General features: G+C 72.6%; 16 protein-coding genes. 7 read left to right on the plus strand and 9 right to left on the minus strand.

The window, feature by feature from the left end:
- Nucleotides 1-13 precede the first annotated feature (13 nt).
- Entirely contained in the window at nt 14-1,159 is a 1,146-nt protein-coding gene (locus J2S44_RS23070; protein WP_310417640.1) for an MFS transporter, read from the minus strand.
- A gap of 46 nt (nt 1,160-1,205) precedes the next feature.
- Here J2S44_RS23070 and ychF point away from each other — a divergent pair, with 46 nt between their 5' ends.
- Together ychF and J2S44_RS23080 are read left to right on the plus strand one after the other, a co-directional pair.
- Nucleotides 1,206-2,291, plus strand: a complete 1,086-nt coding sequence (gene ychF, locus J2S44_RS23075; RefSeq protein WP_310417641.1) for a redox-regulated ATPase YchF — start codon at nt 1,206-1,208, stop codon at nt 2,289-2,291.
- A 57-nt stretch (nt 2,292-2,348) separates the two neighbouring features.
- A complete protein-coding gene (locus J2S44_RS23080) occupies nt 2,349-3,116 on the plus strand; it encodes a Type 1 glutamine amidotransferase-like domain-containing protein (protein ID WP_374728009.1) in 768 nt (255 codons plus the stop codon).
- Between the two features lie 21 nt (nt 3,117-3,137).
- Here the strand turns inward: J2S44_RS23080 and J2S44_RS23085 are convergent, their stop codons facing one another.
- Nucleotides 3,138-3,500, minus strand: a complete 363-nt coding sequence (locus J2S44_RS23085; RefSeq protein WP_310417642.1) for a PH domain-containing protein — start codon at nt 3,498-3,500, stop codon at nt 3,138-3,140.
- Between the two features lie 87 nt (nt 3,501-3,587).
- A complete protein-coding gene (locus J2S44_RS23090) occupies nt 3,588-3,905 on the minus strand; it encodes a 4a-hydroxytetrahydrobiopterin dehydratase (RefSeq protein ID WP_310417649.1) in 318 nt (105 codons plus the stop codon).
- Nucleotides 3,906-4,110: 205 nt separating this feature from the next.
- On the opposite strand from J2S44_RS23090, the gene J2S44_RS23095 reads away from it, so the two are divergent.
- Nucleotides 4,111-4,527, plus strand: a complete 417-nt coding sequence (locus J2S44_RS23095; protein ID WP_310417652.1) for a (deoxy)nucleoside triphosphate pyrophosphohydrolase — start codon at nt 4,111-4,113, stop codon at nt 4,525-4,527.
- A gap of 8 nt (nt 4,528-4,535) precedes the next feature.
- Here the strand turns inward: J2S44_RS23095 and J2S44_RS23100 are convergent, their stop codons facing one another.
- The 5 genes from J2S44_RS23100 to J2S44_RS23120 form a co-directional block, all read right to left on the minus strand.
- The gene (locus J2S44_RS23100) at nt 4,536-5,570 is read right to left on the minus strand and encodes a succinate dehydrogenase/fumarate reductase iron-sulfur subunit (protein ID WP_310417655.1); all 1,035 of its coding nucleotides are present in this window, start codon (nt 5,568-5,570) and stop codon (nt 4,536-4,538) included.
- Between the two features lie 4 nt (nt 5,571-5,574).
- Nucleotides 5,575-7,470 carry a fumarate reductase/succinate dehydrogenase flavoprotein subunit gene (locus J2S44_RS23105; protein ID WP_310417657.1) on the minus strand — a complete coding sequence of 632 codons (1,896 nt, stop codon included), beginning with the start codon at nt 7,468-7,470 and terminating at the stop codon, nt 5,575-5,577.
- Nucleotides 7,471-7,479: 9 nt separating this feature from the next.
- Nucleotides 7,480-8,262, minus strand: coding sequence for a succinate dehydrogenase subunit SdhC (sdhC, locus tag J2S44_RS23110; RefSeq protein WP_310417660.1), 783 nt, complete (start codon nt 8,260-8,262; stop codon nt 7,480-7,482).
- A gap of 181 nt (nt 8,263-8,443) precedes the next feature.
- Complete coding sequence (locus J2S44_RS23115) at nt 8,444-8,962, minus strand: hypothetical protein (protein WP_310417663.1); 519 nt, start codon at nt 8,960-8,962, stop codon at nt 8,444-8,446.
- A 511-nt stretch (nt 8,963-9,473) separates the two neighbouring features.
- A complete protein-coding gene (locus tag J2S44_RS23120) occupies nt 9,474-11,570 on the minus strand; it encodes a S9 family peptidase (RefSeq protein ID WP_310417666.1) in 2,097 nt (698 codons plus the stop codon).
- Nucleotides 11,571-11,636: 66 nt separating this feature from the next.
- Between J2S44_RS23120 and mshB the strand changes: the two genes are divergently transcribed.
- The 4 genes from mshB (at nt 11,637) to J2S44_RS23140 (ending at nt 15,244) form a co-directional block, all read left to right on the plus strand.
- The gene (gene mshB, locus J2S44_RS23125) at nt 11,637-12,548 is read left to right on the plus strand and encodes an N-acetyl-1-D-myo-inositol-2-amino-2-deoxy-alpha-D-glucopyranoside deacetylase (protein WP_310417669.1); all 912 of its coding nucleotides are present in this window, start codon (nt 11,637-11,639) and stop codon (nt 12,546-12,548) included.
- Nucleotides 12,545-13,015, plus strand: a complete 471-nt coding sequence (locus J2S44_RS23130; protein ID WP_310417672.1) for a hypothetical protein — start codon at nt 12,545-12,547, stop codon at nt 13,013-13,015. Before mshB ends, J2S44_RS23130 begins: the two co-directional genes overlap by 4 nt.
- Before the next feature lie 79 nt (nt 13,016-13,094).
- Nucleotides 13,095-14,765 carry a VanW family protein gene (locus J2S44_RS23135; RefSeq protein ID WP_310417675.1) on the plus strand — a complete coding sequence of 557 codons (1,671 nt, stop codon included), beginning with the start codon at nt 13,095-13,097 and terminating at the stop codon, nt 14,763-14,765.
- Entirely contained in the window at nt 14,762-15,244 is a 483-nt protein-coding gene (locus tag J2S44_RS23140) for a hypothetical protein (protein WP_310417679.1), read from the plus strand. Before J2S44_RS23135 ends, J2S44_RS23140 begins: the two co-directional genes overlap by 4 nt.
- A 619-nt stretch (nt 15,245-15,863) precedes the next feature.
- Here J2S44_RS23140 and J2S44_RS23145 read toward each other — a convergent pair.
- The gene (locus J2S44_RS23145; protein ID WP_310417682.1) at nt 15,864-16,826 is read right to left on the minus strand and encodes a GNAT family N-acetyltransferase; all 963 of its coding nucleotides are present in this window, start codon (nt 16,824-16,826) and stop codon (nt 15,864-15,866) included.
- Between the last annotated feature and the right edge of the window lie 81 nt (nt 16,827-16,907).

The raw sequence follows: 16,907 nt of genomic DNA on the forward strand, positions 1-16,907 counted from the left end.
GCGGGCAGCTTTCCTACTCGCGGGGCAGCAGGACGGCGCCGAGCACGCCGCCGGCCGCGTGCACGCCCGCGGCCGCGAGGATCAGGCCGTCCGCGCCGGCCCCGGCCGCGTACCCGGCGAGCGCGGCGCCCAGCGCGGCCGCGGTCACCTTCAGCCCGGCGCCGAGCGTGAAGACCTGGGTGTGCACGGCCGGCGGCGCATGCCGGTCCCGGCTGGCGAACAGCGCGGCCGACTGCGGGCCGAAGAAGAACCCGGCCACGCCGAAGAGCAGCAGCGCCGGGAGCACGCCGGGCACGATCGGCACCAGCGCCATCGGCACGGCCGAGGCGAACAGACAGATCATGACGGTACGTTCGGGACGGCTCGCCCCGATCGGGTGGCGCGCGTAGAGCAGCGACCCGGCCAGCCCGCCGATCGCGGTCGCGGACAGCAGCGCACCGGCCGCGTACCCGGCGTGGAACTCGATCGCCAGCAGCGTCGTGATCAGCGGGAACGCGCCGTGCGCACCCGAGCCCAGCGCGGTCGCCAGCGTCACCGCGCGCAGCGGCCGGATCCGCCAGACCGCGCCGAACCCGCCGGTCAGCACGTTGCCGGCGGCCTCCGGCGCGGCGCGGGCCGGCAACGGCAGCGTGAGCACCATCAGCCCGGCCACGATCGCGCCCGCGCCGAGCGCCAGCGTGGCCGGCCGCGCCCCGGCCAGCTCCGCGATCCCGGCCACCACGGCCGGGCCGCAGATGCCGGCCAGGCTGTAGGTCATCACGTCCGTGCCGTACACCCGGTCGCGGCGTTCCGGTGGGAACAGCTCCTTGATCAGGCTGGACAGGCCGCCGGTGCCGAGCGGGGCGCAGCAGCCGCCGAGCACCGCGATGACCAGCACCACCGCGGCCGGGACCCGGCCGGTCAGCAGGCCGCACAGCGCGATCGCCACGCCGTTCCCGCCGATCAGCAGCAGGTAGACCGGCGCGCGGCGGCGCGCCCGGTCGGCGAGCGCGCCGACCGCGGGCCCGGCCAGCACGTGCGGCACCATGAACGCGGCCGCCAGCGCACCACCGAGCACCGTGCTCCCGGCCGTCTCCAGCGCCAGCAGGACCAGCGCCACCCGGGCGCCCTCGTCCGTGAACCGGGCCAGCACCGCGGCGGTCAGATACCGATAGATCATCACCAGGGACGATACGTGTTCGTCGCGGGCACTATCCTGGTGCGTTGTGAGTCTCAGCATCGGCATCGTCGGCCTGCCCAACGTCGGCAAGAGCACCCTGTTCAACGCCCTGACCAAGAACGACGTGCTCGCGGCGAACTATCCGTTCGCCACCATCGAGCCCAACGTCGGCGTGGTCGGGCTGCCGGACGGGCGGCTGGACAAGCTGGCCGAGATCTTCGAGTCACAGAAGATCATCCCGGCTCCGGTCTCCTTCGTCGACATCGCCGGCCTGGTCCGCGGCGCGTCCAAGGGTCAGGGCCGCGGCAACGCGTTCCTGGCGAACATCCGCGACGCCTCCGCGATCTGCCAGGTCGTCCGCGCGTTCTCCGACCCGAACGTGGTGCACGTCGACGGCAAGGTCTCGCCGAAGGACGACATCGAGACGATCAACACCGAGCTGATCCTCGCCGACCTGCAGACGCTGGAGAAGGCCGTCCCGCGCCTGGAGAAGGAGGCGAAGCTCAAGAAGGACCGGGCCGCCGTCGCCGCCGCCGCGAAGGCCGCCGCCGAGTTGCTGAACGAGGGCACCACGCTCTACGCGGGCGCGGCGAACGCCGGCATCGAGGTCGAGCTGCTGCACGAGCTGCACCTGCTCACGTCCAAGCCGTTCCTCTACGTCTTCAACGTCGACGAGGAGGAGCTGGCCAACGAGGAGTTCCTCGCCTCGCTGCGCGAGCTGGTCGCGCCGGCCGAGGCCGTCTTCATGGACGCCAAGATCGAGTCGGAGCTGATCGACCTCCCCGAGGAGGAGGCGCGTGAGCTGCTGGAGTCCATCGGCCAGACCGAGCCCGGCCTCAACCAGCTGATCCGTGTCGGCTTCCGCACGCTCGGCCTGCAGACCTACCTGACGGCCGGCCCGAAGGAGGCCCGCGCCTGGACCGTCCCGGTCGGCGCCACCGCACCCGAGGCCGCCGGCGTCATCCACTCCGACTTCCAGCGCGGCTTCATCAAGGCCGAGATCGTCTCCTTCGACGACCTCGTCGCCGCCGGTTCGATGTCCGCGGCCAAGTCCGCCGGCAAGGTCCGGATGGAGGGCAAGGACTACATCATGCAGGACGGCGACGTCGTCGAGTTCCGCTTCAACGTCTGACCGGTCCGCGGACCGGACGCCGGTGCCGGCACGCCGGTCTCCGGCGTGCCGCACTGCCTGTTCTCACGATCGATAGGGGGGGGCGTCGTGGCGGCGGACGAGCCGACGATTGTGGCGACCAGCATGGTGTTCCAGCGGGGCGGGGCGGGGCCGTACGACTGGGCGGCCGGTCCGGTCTACCGCTACGCGGCGGAGCTGGCCAGGACCGGTGGGCGGCGGCCGAGGCTGTGTTTCCTCGGGCAGGCGGGCGGGGACGACATCGGTTCCCGCGCGGCCTTCTACGCGGCGCTGAGCGCGGCGGGGTTCGAGGTCTCGCATCTCGCGCTGTTCCCGATGCCGAACCACCGCGACGTGCGCGCGCACCTGCTGGCGCAGGACGTCATCTGGGTGGGTGGCGGCAGCGTGGCGAACATGATGGCGGTCTGGCGGGTGCACGACCTGCCGCCGGTGCTGCACGAGGCGTGGCAGAGCGGCGTGGTGATGGGTGGCGTCTCCGCGGGCAGCATCTGCTGGACGCTCGGCGGCACCACCGACAGCTTCGGGCCGGACCTGCGCGGGTTCACGGACGGGCTGGGCTGGCTGCCGTACGCGAACGGCGTCCACTACGACGCGGAGGAGCGGCGGCGGCCGCTGATGCACCGGCTGATGCGCGAGGGGGTGCTGGCACCGCACGGCTACGCCACCGACAACGGCGCGGGCCTGGTCTTCCGCGGCACCACGCTCGCCGAGGCGATCGTCGACCGCGACGCGGCCGGCGCCTACGAACTGCGCCGCACCGACGACGGCGACGTCACCGAGACGCCGCTGCCGGTCACCCGGATCTGACGCCCGCCCCGTCCCGGTCCGCTACGAGATGTAGAAGAGGATGACGTTGTGCACGTGGTGGGCCTTGTGGTCGCCGCGGAACTCGACCTCGTAGGTGTGGGTGCCGACGTTGATCGCGATGGTGCTGGAGCCGAAGAAGGAGCCGGCCCAGGAGGCGTTGCTGACCACGCTGACGCTGGTCACCTTCGCGTACGGGATGCTGGTGATCGCGAACTTCTTGCCGACGAACGACTTGTCCTGGATGATCACGCGGCGGTTGGTCAGGCCGATGAACCCGGTGCCGACACCGACCGCGTCGTAGACGGCGATGATGTCCTCGCCCTCCAGGAGGCCGCTCTCGATCTGCTTCAGCTGTTCCTTGCGGTCATAGGTCGCCTGTGCCATGACATGAAGGCTAGTCGGGTCGCGCTGTGGTCTGGATCACCGAAGTCGTGCCGCCCCGGCGGCGGCCGGCGCCGCGGCGATGCCGGTTCAGGCGGCGGTGACGGTACGGTAGGCGTCTTCGATACGCGCCGCGAGCGCGACCTGACCCTCCGTTATGGTGTCCGCGCCGGCGACGGAGACGCGGATGCGCGTCTCGCCCTCCAGGCGCCGGATCTCCGGACGCAGGTGCAGCGCGTCGGCCGCAACCTGGATACGCTCGGTGAGGTCCGCGTGTTGCGCCTCGTTGAGGGCCAGGGTTCGGCTGAGCTGCTGGCCGTCGCGGGTCCACCCGGACAGCACGGTCAGGGCGTCACTCAGATAATCGCGGTTCGCAGTGCGACCGCTGTTGCTCCAGAGAGCACGCATCGCCACGCCTCCCCCAGGCTGGTAGCCCTGATGCAGAGCGTCGTTGCCGGCTTGTGGCCAAATCGTCGCCGTGTCGTCATGATGTCGCCCCTAGTCTTCCCGCTGACGGGCTGGCATGTCCATGGCTACTGGACCACCTCTTTCTCGTACTAAGAGGTGATGCCGTCCACCCGAAATACCGATTGATCTGGCACTCTGGTTGCCCGTGTACACGGAACGGGCCAGGTCCAAGGTCGTCGTCGGCGCTGCCATCCTCTCCGGCGGACGCGTTCTGGCCTGTGCGAGATCGGCGCCGCCCGAGGTCGCCGGCCGCTTCGAGTTCCCCGGTGGCAAGGTGGAGCCGGGCGAGTCCGAGACCGACGCGGTGGCGCGCGAATGCGCGGAGGAACTGGGCATCACGGTACGGCCGGGGGCGCGGCTCGGCGTCGACGTCCCGCTCGGCAACGGCTGGGCGGTGCTGCGCGTCTACCTCGCGGAGCTGGTCGGTGACGCGCAGCCACGCGCGCTGGAGCACCGCGAGCTGCGCTGGCTCGCCGTGGACGAGCTCGACTCGGTGCCCTGGCTGCCCGCGGACGTGCCGATCGTCGAGGCGCTCCGGGCCCACCTGACCGCCGCCGGGTAGCGACGGCATCAGTGGTGCGGCTCGTCCTCGACCGCCTCGGAGATCGCCTGCGACGGGGTGCGGTCGCTCCCACCGCGTACCGGATGGTGGTAGTTGATCTCCTCGGGCGGTAGCGGGAACCGGACGTCGTCGCCGAACGGGGAGCCGGCGCCCTGGTTCTCGAAGGTCAGCTCGGTGATCGCCAGGTGCCCGGCCGCGTCCGTCGCCGGCGCCTGCGGTCCGCGGTGCGCCGGGTGCGGCTCACGGGCCGGCATCGTGCCCAGCGCCGGATCGGGCGCCGCCTCCTCCAGCTGATCCCGCCGGAAGATCTTGCGGCCCAGCCAGACGAGCGGGTCGAAGCGCCGGTCGACCACGCGCTCCTTCATCGGGATGATCGCGTTGTCGGTGATCTTGATGTGCTCCGGGCAGACCTCGGTGCAGCACTTCGTGATGTTGCAGAAGCCGAGCCCCATCGACGCCTGCGCGAACTCCTTGCGATCGGAGCGCACGTCCAGCGGGTGCATGTCCAGCTCGGCCGCGCGGATGAAGAAGCGCGGCCCGGAGAACGGCGGCTTGTTCTCGTCGTGGTCGCGGATCACGTGGCAGGTGTTCTGGCAGAGGTAGCACTCGATGCACTTGCGGAACTCCTGCGAGCGCTCCACGTCCACCTGCTGCATGCGGTACTCACCCGGTGCCAGCTCGGCCGGCGGCGCGAACGCGGGCGTCTCACGCGCCTTCAGGTAGTTGTACGAGACGTCGGTGACCAGGTCGCGGATGACCGGGAACGTGCGCAGCGGCGTGATCGTGACGGTCTCGTCCGGGGTGAACGTGGACATCCGGGTCATGCAGCTCAGCCGCGGCATGCCGTTGATCTCCATCGAGCAGGAGCCGCACTTGCCGGCCTTGCAGTTCCACCGGCAGGCCAGATCGGGCGTCTGGGTGGCCTGCAGCCGGTGGATGATGTCCAGCACGACCTCGCCCTCGTTCACCTCGACCTGGAAGTCCCGCAGGTCGCCGCCGTCCGCGTCGCCCCGCCAGACCCTGAAGTTGCGCGTGGTGCCCATCTGCTCATGCCTCCGGGAGCGCGTCGAACTCGGCCAGTTCCTCGTCCGTCAGGTATTTCGACATTTCCCCCCGGTCGAACAGGCGCAGCAGCTCCGGCCGCATCCGGGGCAGCGGTTTCCGGGTCAGCGTCACGTCGTCGCCGTCCAGCGCGCAGACCAGGTTGACCTGGCGCCAGGCCGGATCCATCGCCGGGAAGTCCTCGCGGGTGTGCCCGCCGCGCGACTCGGCCCGTTCCAGCGCGGCGCGGGCCGTGCACTCCGAGACGACCAGCATGTTCCGCAGGTCCAGGGCCAGGTGCCAGCCCGGGTTGTAGCGGCGGCCGCCGGTGGCGCCGACGGTCGCGACCCGGGCGCGCAGCTCGTGCAGCCGCTTCAGCGCCTCGGACAGCTCCGCCTCGCGCCGGATGATGCCGACCAGGTCGCCCATGATCGCCTGAAGTTCCTGCTGCAGGTGGTACGGATTGTCGCCGCCGGTGCGCTCCAGCGGGCCGAGCGCGGTCGCCACCGCGGCCTCGAGCGCCTCGGCGGACACCCGCGGCCGCTCGCCGCCGGAGGCGTGGAAGGCCGCGTGCTCGCCCGCCCGCTTGCCGAAGACCAGCAGGTCGGAGAGGGAGTTGCCGCCGAGCCGGTTGGAGCCGTGCATGCCACCGGAGACCTCACCGGCCGCGAACAGCCCGCGCACGCCGCCGAGCGCGGCCGCGGTGTCCGGGTCGACCTCCACGCCACCCATCACGTAGTGGCAGGTCGGGCCGACCTCCATCGGCTGGGCCGTGATGTCGACGTCGGCCAGCTCCTTGAACTGGTGGTACATCGACGGCAGGCGCTTGCGGATGGTCTCGGCCGGCATGCGCGTGCTGACGTCCAGGTAGACGCCGCCGGCCGGGGTGCCGCGGCCCTCCTTGACCTCCGTGTTGATCGCGCGGGCCACCTCGTCGCGGGGCAGCAGCTCGGGCGGCCGGCGGTTGTTGTCCGGGTCGTCGTACCAGCGGTCGGCCTCCTCCTCTGTCTCCGCGTACTGCTTGCGGAAGACGTCGGGGACGTACTCGAACATGAAGCGCTTGCCGTCGGAGTTCTTCAGCACGCCGCCGTCGCCGCGCACCGACTCGGTGACCAGGATGCCCTTCACCGACGGCGGCCAGACCATGCCGGTCGGGTGGAACTGCAGGAACTCCATGTTGATCAGGTTCGCGCCGGCCCGGAGCGCGAGCGCGTGACCGTCGCCGGTGTACTCCCAGGAGTTCGACGTGACCTTGTAGGACTTGCCGACGCCGCCGGTCGCCAGCACCACGGCCGGCGCCTCGAACAGCACGAACTCGCCGGACTCGCGGTAGTAGCCGAACGCGCCGGCGATCCGGTCACCGTCCAGCATCAGCTCGGTGATCGTGGTCTCGGCGAAGACCCGCAGCCGCGCGTCGTAGTCGCCGAACTCCCGGAAGTCCTCCTGCTGCAACGAGACGATCTTCTGCTGCAGCGTGCGGATCATCTCGAGCCCGGTCCGGTCGCCGACGTGGGCCAGCCGGGGGTACTCGTGGCCGCCGAAGTTGCGCTGGGAGATCCGGCCGTCCCTGGTCCGGTCGAACAGCGCGCCGTACGTCTCCAACTCCCAGATCCGGTCCGGCGCCTCCTTCGCGTGCAGCTCGGCCATCCGGAAGTTGTTCAGGAACTTGCCGCCGCGCATGGTGTCCCGGAAGTGGACCATCCAGTTGTCGCGCGAGTTCACGTTCCCCAGCGCGGCCGCGGCGCCGCCCTCGGCCATCACGGTGTGTGCCTTGCCGAAGAGCGACTTGGAGATGATCGCGGTCTTCCGCCCGGCGAGGCGTGCCTCGATCGCGGCGCGCAGCCCGGCGCCGCCCGCGCCGATGACCACCACGTCGTACCGGTGCCGTTCTGTTCGCGTCATGATCGGCCCTCAGTTGATGATGCGCAGGTCGGAGAACCAGCCGGCGGCCAGCGCCATGATGTAGAAGTCGGTCAGCGCGAGCGTGCCGAGCGTGATCCAGGCGAGCTGCATGTGCCGGACGTTCAGCGCGGACACGAACGTCCAGAAGCGGTATCGGATCGGATGCTTCGAGAAGTGCTTGAGCCGCCCGCCCGCGATGTGCCGGCAGGAGTGGCAGGACAACGTGTACGCCCACAGCATGATCACGTTGACCCAGAGGATCACGTTGCCCAGACCGAGGCCGGTGGCCTGGGCCAGCGCGGCGTCGTACGTGTTGATCACGGAGATGATCGCGGCGGCGTAGAACGCGTACCGGTGCACGTTCTGGAAGATCAGCGGGAAGCGCGTCTCACCGGTGTACCGCCGGTGCCCGTCCGGGACCGCGCAGGCCGGCGGCGAGAGCCAGAACGCCCGGTAGTACGCCTTCCGGTAGTAGTAGCAGGTCAACCGGAAGAGCAGCAGGAACGGCAGGGTCATCGCGGCGTCCGGGATGACCCACCAGCCGGGCAGGAAGCGACCGAAGTGGGCCGCCTCCTCGACGCACCGCTCGGTCACGCACGGCGAGTAGAACGGCGTGAGGTACTGGTACGCCTCGACCCAGTAGTTGTCGTGCAGGAACACCCGAACCGTGGCGTAGGTGACCCAGGCGCCCAGGCCCACGAACGTGATCAGCGGTGGCAGCCACCACCGATCGGTGCGGAGCGTCCTGGCCGTGATCGCGGCCCGGCCCGGCCTCGTCGCCGTCGACGTCATTCAGGCTCCCCTGATGCGGTGAACGCGCGCTCGTCTGTGACACACGTTACGCCGTGTGTGACGCAGACCATCCGCAAGGGAGTCTGAGTGTTACGGGGCGGCTACGAAACCCCTGCCGGCCGGTTGCGGGACAATGTGTCCAAGGTCACTGATCAAGATGGACGGTTGATCTTGCATCGAGCTACAGCGATGGGTCGGTCAGCCGGCGCAGCGGACCGTCGCACCCGGCCGGGCCGTCCTCGATCAGCTGGTCCGCCACCGGGTCCGCGTCCTCGTCGCGCGGGGCCAGGTAGAACGCGGGATCGCCGCCGTCGGCCGCCCGGTCCAGCGCGTCCGCGTAACTCGCCCGCGCGTCGATCACCTGCCGCCAGCCGTCCGACCAGGACTGCTCCAGGTATTCCTCGTCGTGGCCGGGCCGGGCCTCGCGCAGCCGGTCCAGCTCGAGCAGGAACGGCCGGGCCGCCACGTTCTCGTCGCGGATCGCCTTCGCGCGGGCGGCCGGGCCGTTCGTGGCCCCCGGCGGCGTCAGGCGATTGAGCCGCTGCTCCAGGTCGAGGCAGGCGGCGTCCACGTCACCGCGCGCCTCCGCCGCCACGGCCCGGTCGTGCCGGGTCTCGCTGAGCGCGCCGCGCACGGCCGCGACGGCCGCGAGCAGGCCGCCGCAGATCAGCAGCAGGATCAGCGCCAGCGCGCCGGCCACGACCAGCGTCCAGCCACGCCGGTCGAGCCCGCGCCGCTTCGGCGCCGCCCCGGCACCCGCCGCCCCACCCGCCGACGGCGACCCGCCGGACGAAGACGGCGACGACCCGCCGGACGAAGACGACGGCGACCGACCGGACGAAGACCCGCCGGACGAAGACGGCGACCCGCCGGGTGACGACGGCGTGCCGGACGGGAAAGCCGCGCCCGACGGCGATTCGGCGGCCGACGGCTCCGGCGAGGCCGGCGAACCGGGCGCGGGCGTCGCTGAGGTCTCTGACCGAGATGAATCCGTCACGCGTCCCAGTACAGCACCGGTACGCCAGGAGCCCCAGCCCTCCGCGCGTCGCGCATGCGACGAGCGCCGGGTTCGTTCGCCGGGACCACCGCGGAACCGGCAGGGAGGAGCGCCGGCGACGACCGGTGCCCGCGGGAGCACTCGGAACGTCCCCACGCCGGAAGCGGGCAGCGGGATGTCATGGTCCTGATCCGCCGCCGGCGGGAACGGGCCGTCAGATGTGCCGGCGGACGAAGTCGAGCTCCAGCGGCAGCAGGCCCTCCACCACGCCGTCCGCCGCCAGCCGGGCCACCCCGGACAGCGGCAGCACCGCGTGCGGGCGGCCGGCCGCCACCATCGCCGCGGAGAGCCGCAGCGTGTGCGCCGCGATGATCGAGTCGTCCGCCATGCCGTGCACCAGCAGCAGCGGCCGCGCCTCCGACGGCCGCGCCGGCGGTTCGGCCGCGATCTCCACCAGGTTGTGCCGCGCGTACACCTCGTCGTCCGGCATCCCCAGGTACCGCTCGGTGAACGCGGTGTTGTGCAGCGACCAGTCGGTCAGCGGCGTGCGGGCGACGCCGCAGGTGAAGACGTCCGGGCGGCGCAGCACCGCGAGCGCGGCCAGCCAGCCGCCGAGCGCCCAGCCGCGGACCGCGACCCGGTGCAGGTCCAGGTCCGGGTGCTTCTCGCCGAGCGCCTGCAGCGCGTCGACCTGGTCGGCCAGCGCGATGTCGGCCAGCCGCCGGTGCACCACCTTCTCGAAGCTGGGCGCGATGCCGGGCGTGCCCCGGTTGTCCACCGTGACGACCGCGAAGCCGGCGTCCGCCCACCACTGCCGCTCCAGCCACCAGGCGCGGGCGGCCAGCACCTCCTGCCGGCCGGGCCCGCCGTAGACGTCCAGCAGCACCGGCAGCCGGCCGCCCGCGTGCTGCCGCGGGTAGAGCACCGCGGCCGGCAGCCGGCGGTCGGTGACCCGGGACAGCGCGGGGCGGGGCGCGAACGGCGGCGGCGACGCGAGCGAGGTCAGCCCGCCGACGCGGGTCTCGCCACGCCAGACCGTCCACTGCGTGCCGGCGTGGTCCAGCGACAGCCGGCCGATCACGACCAGCCCGCCGGCCGCGGCGGCGACGTGCCAGCCGGGCTCGGGGGTGAGCCGCTTCGCCTCCATGCCGCCGGCGCCGAGCGCGCCCCGGATCCGGTAGACGTGCTGCTCCGAGGGTTCGCCGTCGGTGCCCTCGACCAGCAGGTCCGGTGCGCCGCCGGCGACCGGGCCGACCACCCGGCGCACGTAGAGCGAGGGCGGCGTGAGCAGGCTGCCGTCCGCGAAGAGACAGCGGGCGTCGTACCCGTCGTGGGCCAGTTCGCCGCCGACCAGCACCCGGCCGTCCGGCAGGTGGCAGGGCGTGCCCTCGATCGGCTCGACCCAGCGCGGGTCGGTCAGCTCCGCGTGGACCTGCGTCTCGCCGGTGCGCGGGTCGACGGAGAGCACCAGGCCGTGCTGCTGCAGCCGGCGCAGCACCGCGATCAGTGGGCCGCCGTCCGCCCAGCGCACCGAGACCAGGTACGGGTACGTCTCCCGGTCCCAGTGCACGTCCACCCAGCCGCCGTCGAGGTCCAGCAGGTGCAGGCTGACCTGCGGGTTCGGCCCGCCGGCGCGCGGGTAGGCCAGGCTCGGCGCCGGCTCGCCCGGGTCCACCGGGTCGTGCAGGTAGAGCCGGGGCAGCCGGGACGTGTCCACCCGCGCGGCCAGCACGGTTCGCCCGTCCGGCGACCACCAGTAGCCGCGACCCCGGTCGAACGCCTCACCGGCCAGGTAGTCGATCGAACCCCAGGCGACCGTGCCGTTGCTGTCCCGCTCGCCGGCGAGCATCACGTCGGTGCCGTCCGGCTCCACGATGTGCAGCGCGGTCGTGGCGGTCGGCTCGCCGCGCGGGGTCAGCCCGGGGTGCGCGGTCAGGTACGCGATCCGCTCGCCGGCCGGGTCCGGGCGCGGGTCCACCGCCGGACCGGACGTGGCCACCTCGACCACGTCGCCGTTGATCAGGTCGGCGCGGAACAGCCGCCCGGCGATGGTGAACGCCGCGATGTGCCCGTTGCGGTCCAGCGCGTACGACGTGATGCCCTCGTGCCGGTCGCCGGTCAGCTCGACCGGCTCCGCGACCAGCCGTTCCGTGCCGGTCGACGCGTCCAGCATCCACAGGCAGCCGGCCGGGTCCTCGGGACCGCTCGAACGGATGAAGACCACCCGGCCGCCGTCGCCCGCGACGCTGACCGAGAGCGGGCTTCCGTTGGTGAACCGGCGGGTGCGAGCGGCTAGTCCTGGGTAGTCCACTGTCAGATCATCCTCCAGAAACCGCGCTTTTGGGCTGTTTCTCCGGTGGCCGGGGCCCCGCGTAAAGTGTCACGGGTGACGACGCACAGCGCGGCCCGCCGCCTCCTGCTGGTGCATGCCCATCCCGACGACGAGTCCATCGGGACCGGCGCCACGATGGCCCACTACGCGGCCGCCGGCGCCCAGGTGACGCTGGTGACCTGCACGCTCGGCGAGGAGGGCGAGATCCACCTGCCCGAGCTGATCGGGCTGGCGGCGGACGCGGCCGACCAGCTCGGCGGCTACCGCGTGGCGGAGCTGAACGCGGCCTGCGCCGCGCTGGGCGTGACCGACCGGCGGTTCCTCGGCGGCGCCGGGCGCTACCGCGACTCCGGGATGATGGGCCTGGCCACCAACTCCGCGCCGCGCGCGTTCTGGCAGGCAGACCTGGACACCGCGGCCGGCTACCTGGTCGAGATCATGCGCGAGACCCGGCCGCAGGTGGTGGTCACCTACGACGACAACGGCTTCTACGGCCACCCGGACCACATCCAGGCGCACCGGGTCACCATGCGCGCCTGCGAGCTGGCCCGCGCGGAGGGCTTCGGGCCCGACAAGATCTACTTCCAGGCCACGCCGCGTAGCGTGCTCGCGGCCGGCATCGAGCAGTTCGGCGCGACCACCGGCAACCCGTTCTCCGGCGTCGACGTGCCGGACGAGCTGCCGTTCGGCTCCTCCGACGAGGAGATCGCGGCCCGGATCGACGCGACCGACTCCGCGGACGCCAAGGTCGCGGCGATGAAGGCGCACGCCAGCCAGATCCCGCTGGACTCCTGGCTCTACTCGATCGCGGGCAACTTCGGCGGCGAGTTCATGGGCGTCGAGTTCTACACGCTGGCGTACGGCGAGCGCGGCCCCGGCGACGGGCCGCACGGCTGGGAGAGCGACCTGTTCGCCGGGATCGACGCCGAGCTGCCCGTCGGAGCGCTGTCGAGGTGAGTGCACCGCCCCCCTCGCCGTACCCGCACCGGGTCCCGGCGCTGGAGATCGACCCGGAGTGGCTGGAGCCGCTGCCGGAGGCGAAGGGCATCACCGTCACCGACCTCACGCTGCGGATAACCGGCGGGGTGCTGGTGGTGCTGGCCGCGGTGGTGACCGCGATACTGGAGGTCTTCTTCACGCCGCTGCGCGTCGGCGGCGTCCTGATCGGCGCGTCCGCGCTCGGCGCGGTGGTGGCGAACGTGGCGCTGGCCCGGTTCGCGCTGCGGACCATCGGCGCGAAGTGGGCGATGGCGCTGCCGGCCGTCGCCTGGTTCGCCGTGCTGATGGTCGCGGCCGGCAGCACCAGCGAAGGGGACATTCTGCTGGCCGGGAACAACTGGGTCGGACTCGCCACGATCTTCACCGGCTCGATGGCGTTCGCGGTCGTCGCATACCGCGCGATTCTTCCGCCGCACCGCTCCTGAGCAGGGGAAACGTTATCCGTTCGTCATAACTCGCGGGCAGGATGGCTCCGGCTGATCCACTGCTTCCGAGGTGCCGACCGTGACCGTTCCCCCTCCCTCCGAGGACGACGCCCCGACCGTGCGGTTCGCCCGCATCGCCGGGTTCGCCCCCACCGCGATGCCGGACGTCCCCCACCCGGCCGAGGAAACCGCGGCCCGCCGCCGCTGGCCGGTCGCGATGGCCGGTGTGCTGGTCGTCGCGGTGCTCGCCGGCGGCGCCGGCGTGGCCTGGGCCGGCCGGGGCGACGTGCCGCGCGGCACCCGCGTGCTCGGCGTCGAGCTCGGCGGCCTGACCAGCGCGGAGGCCGGTGAGCGGCTGCGCGCGGACCTCGGCGGCGCACGCCGGCTGACCGAGCCGTTCACGGTCTCGCTGGCCGGCACCGAGATCGTCAAGGTCGACCCGGCCGCGATCGGGCTGGCCGTCGACGTGCCGGCCACGATCGCGTCCGCGACCCGCAACGGGCGGCTGCTCGGCGTCGCGGACGTGCCGCCGGTGGTCACGGTCGACGAGGCGAGGCTGCACGACGTGCTGCACGCGGCCGCGGTCCGGGCGAGGCTCGCCACGCCCGGCACGCCCGGCGCGATCACCTACGACGGCACCACGCCGACCGCGGTCTACCCGGAGCCGGGGCGCGGCATCGACCCGCACGCCGCCGCGGTCGCGGTCACCGAGGCCTGGGCGCGCCGGGACGTGGCGCGCGTCGCGCTCACCGAGACCACGCCGGCCACCACCCGCGCGGACGTCGACCGGCTGCTCGACGGCCTCGCGGTACCCGCGACCGCGGCACCGGTCCACGCGGGCGCGTTCGACATAGCGCCCGAGGTGATCGCGCGGAGCCTGGTCTTCGACGGCGACCCGCTCACCCCGCGGATCGACGAGCGGCGGCTGCGGGACGGTCTCGCGCCGGTGCTGGCCGGGCTGGAGACGCCGGTCCGGGACGCGTCGGTCGACGTGGACGGCGGCTGGCCGCGGGTCACCGAGAGCGTCACCGGCCGCACCGTGGACGTCGCCGCACTCGCCCGCGACCTGCTCGCCGTGCTCCCGAAGACCGGCGAGCGCACGGTGACCGCGACGTTCACCGAGACCCGGCCCGCGATGACCACCGAGGAGGTGAAGCGGCTCGGCATCACGCAGCCGATCGCCACGTACACCTCGTACGGCCCGGAGCCGGTGCCGGACCGGCCGGTGACCGCACTGGTCAAGCCGGGCGACACGGTCTCGCTGCGCGCGCTCGCGGGCGACGGGGCGAGCCCGCAGCTGGCCGCGACCGTGTTCCAGGCCGCCTACCTGGCCGGGCTGGAGATCGTCGAGCACCACCCGCACGCGACCTACCGGGAGTATCTGCCGGCCGTGCTGGAGGCGACCGCGGGGCCCGGCCAGGACCTTCGCGTCCGCAACGACACCGGGCACGGCGTGCTGGCCGACGTGCGCGTGTCCAGCCGGACGATCACGGTCACGCTCTGGGGCACCCGGGTGTTCGACCGGATCGACACCGAGTACGGCCCGCGCACCGCCGTCACCGAACCGGCGGTCGAGTACCGCGACCCCGGACCGGACTGTGAATTCGAGCCGGGCTCCCGAGGGTTCTCCCAAGAAGCGTGGCGTATCTTCCGCAAGGACGGCGAGGAAGCCGGTCGCGAGAAGTTCAGCTGGACCTATGAGTCCCGCCCGCGCATCGTCTGCGGGCAGGGGAGGGGAGCGTCACGATGAGGAACCGCTGGCTGCCGGTTGGCGTGCTCGCCGGTGTGCTGTTTCTGGTCAACGTGGTGGCCCGGCTCGTCGGGCGGTTCGCGTTCGACGACGACCTGAGCGCGCAGGACACGGTCTCGACCGTCATGTTCGTCGTGATCGGCCTGATCACCGCGGTGCTCGCGTTCCGCTGGGGCCGCGCCCGCCCGCTCGACTCGTGGAGCGGCGACCTGGTCGCGTTGGTGACCGCCGCGATGCTGCTGACCGTCCTGGTGGGCCCGTTCATCAGCGGCGACTCGCCGTTCCGGAACGGGGCCGGCGCGTTCTTCGCCCAGATCTGGCTCTACCTCGGCTTCACCGTCGGCGGCGCGGTCCTCGGCTACCTCGTGCTGATGGTCCTCGGCTGGGACCACCGCTCCCAGTCCCTCAAGCGCTACGAGGAGAACCGGCTGGCGGCCGCCCGCCCGACGAAGACCCGGCGCAGCACGGTCCGGCGCTAGGGAACCACGTCGCAGGCCGGCGGAGATCCGCCGATCGCGTCCGGGGAGCATCCGGCGGCCGGGCACGTCCCGGCGTCGCGCGGTCACGTGCGAAAAGCGATCTTCCCGCTTCCGGCCCGGTGCGATCCGCGTGCTCCCGCGGGCCAACCGCGCGGTGTCCTCCGACTCCGCCGGCGCTCCGCTCCGGACGCCGCGGCGGAGCCGGTTCCGCCGCCGGTCACCACGATCCGCGATTCCCGGGTCGCCGCGCCCCTGCCGCGACCCGGGAACTCGCCGCCGCGCGGGGTCCCGCGTGCGTCCCGGGAGCCGGTCCCGCGTGCCCGAAATATCGTGACATAACGTCCGCGCGCGGACGCCGCCCTCCCTGAGTGATCAATCAGGTGTGCAAAAAATAGATCCACTTCGCCGGACGATCTACCTTTCGCACACCTGATTGATCACTCAGGCGCGGGGTCGCGGTGGGCGGGTTCCCGGGTGCCCCGGACGGGCGGGGTCGCGGTGGGCGGGTTCCCGGGTGCCCCGGACGCGCGGGATCGCGGCGGGCGGGTGTCCCGGGGTGTCCCCGGACGCGCGGATCGTGGCCGGGTGAGCCCGGGGGTGCCCCGGAGGCGAGCGAGGGTCAGGCGGGGGCGGTTCGGGTCAGGTAGGTGTGGTGAGTGCTGAAGCCGAGGCGGGCGTAGAGCGCGACCGCGCTCGCGTTGTGCTCCTCGACCTGGAGGAACGCCCGCCGCGCGCCGACCTCCCGGCCCCACAGCGCGGCCGCGCGCACCAGGTGCGAGCCGAGCCCGCGGCGCCGGTGCTCCGGCAGCACGTCGACCAGGGACACGCCGAGCCACTCGCCACCGCCGGTCACCGTGGCGCGGGTGATCCCGATCGGGGTGCCGTCGTCGCCGTACACCTCCAGGAACGCGATCTCCGGCACCGCGGTCAGCATGTGCCGGGCGACCTCGGGCGGCGTGCCCTTGCGGGCGGCCGCGACCGCGAGCCACTCCTCGGTCATCCGGTCCCGCACCCGTACCGCCGGAAGGTCGTGCCGGTCCGGCGTCGCCTCCAGGATCGCGGCGACCTGTGTGGTCTGGAACAGCGTGAGCGGCGCGGTCGCCCAGCCGCGCGCGTCCAGTTCCGCGTTCACCGGCGCGGCCAGCGGCAGCGGGACGTTCATCCGCGGCGGCAGCCCGTGCGCGTGGTACCAGGCCTCGACCGCGTCGACGGCCGCGGCCAGCGGCCGGTCCGGGTCGCCGATCGGGATCGCGCTGTTGGCCCGCCCGGTCCAGCCGCCGGCCGCGCGGAGCAGCCAGCCGCCCTGGTATTCCTGCACCGGCGCGGGCCAGGCCTCGTTCGCGGCGATCTCGGACGCGATCACGTCGGCGGCCGTCGGGCGCCGGGTCGGCGGCACCCGTTTCGCCCGGTGCACCTCGTCCAGCGGCACGCGGACGGTGCCGGCCGAGGTCGCGATCGTGAGATCGGTCTCGCTCAGCGCGACCAGTTCGCCGAGGGAGTCCGAAAAGAGCGTCCGTCCGCCGCGGGAACCGACAATTCGCCGCACTACGACCCGGTGTCCCACATCCTGCCTACGGAGCACGATCGACCCCCTCCCCGGCGAGATACTAGGCTCTTATGCGCCGTGGGTTGTGAAGCGAGCGGCGTTGCATCGGAGGAGAGA

It is taken from the genome of Catenuloplanes niger (assembly GCF_031458255.1).
GTDB lineage: Bacteria > Actinomycetota > Actinomycetes > Mycobacteriales > Micromonosporaceae > Catenuloplanes > Catenuloplanes niger.

Excerpts from the sequence above, each read along its gene's own strand:
- J2S44_RS23090 (WP_310417649.1), bottom strand. The coding sequence starts at position 3,905 with ATGCGTGCTCTCTGGAGCAACAGCGGTCGCACTGCGAACCGCGATTAT.
- J2S44_RS23105 (WP_310417657.1), bottom strand. The coding sequence starts at position 7,470 with ATGACGCGAACAGAACGGCACCGGTACGACGTGGTGGTCATCGGCGCG.
- J2S44_RS23085 (WP_310417642.1), bottom strand. The coding sequence starts at position 3,500 with ATGGCACAGGCGACCTATGACCGCAAGGAACAGCTGAAGCAGATCGAG.
- J2S44_RS23140 (WP_310417679.1), top strand. The coding sequence starts at position 14,762 with ATGAGGAACCGCTGGCTGCCGGTTGGCGTGCTCGCCGGTGTGCTGTTT.
- J2S44_RS23100 (WP_310417655.1), bottom strand. The coding sequence starts at position 5,570 with ATGGGCACCACGCGCAACTTCAGGGTCTGGCGGGGCGACGCGGACGGC.
- J2S44_RS23070 (WP_310417640.1), bottom strand. The coding sequence starts at position 1,159 with ATGATCTATCGGTATCTGACCGCCGCGGTGCTGGCCCGGTTCACGGAC.
- sdhC (WP_310417660.1), bottom strand. The coding sequence starts at position 8,262 with ATGACGTCGACGGCGACGAGGCCGGGCCGGGCCGCGATCACGGCCAGG.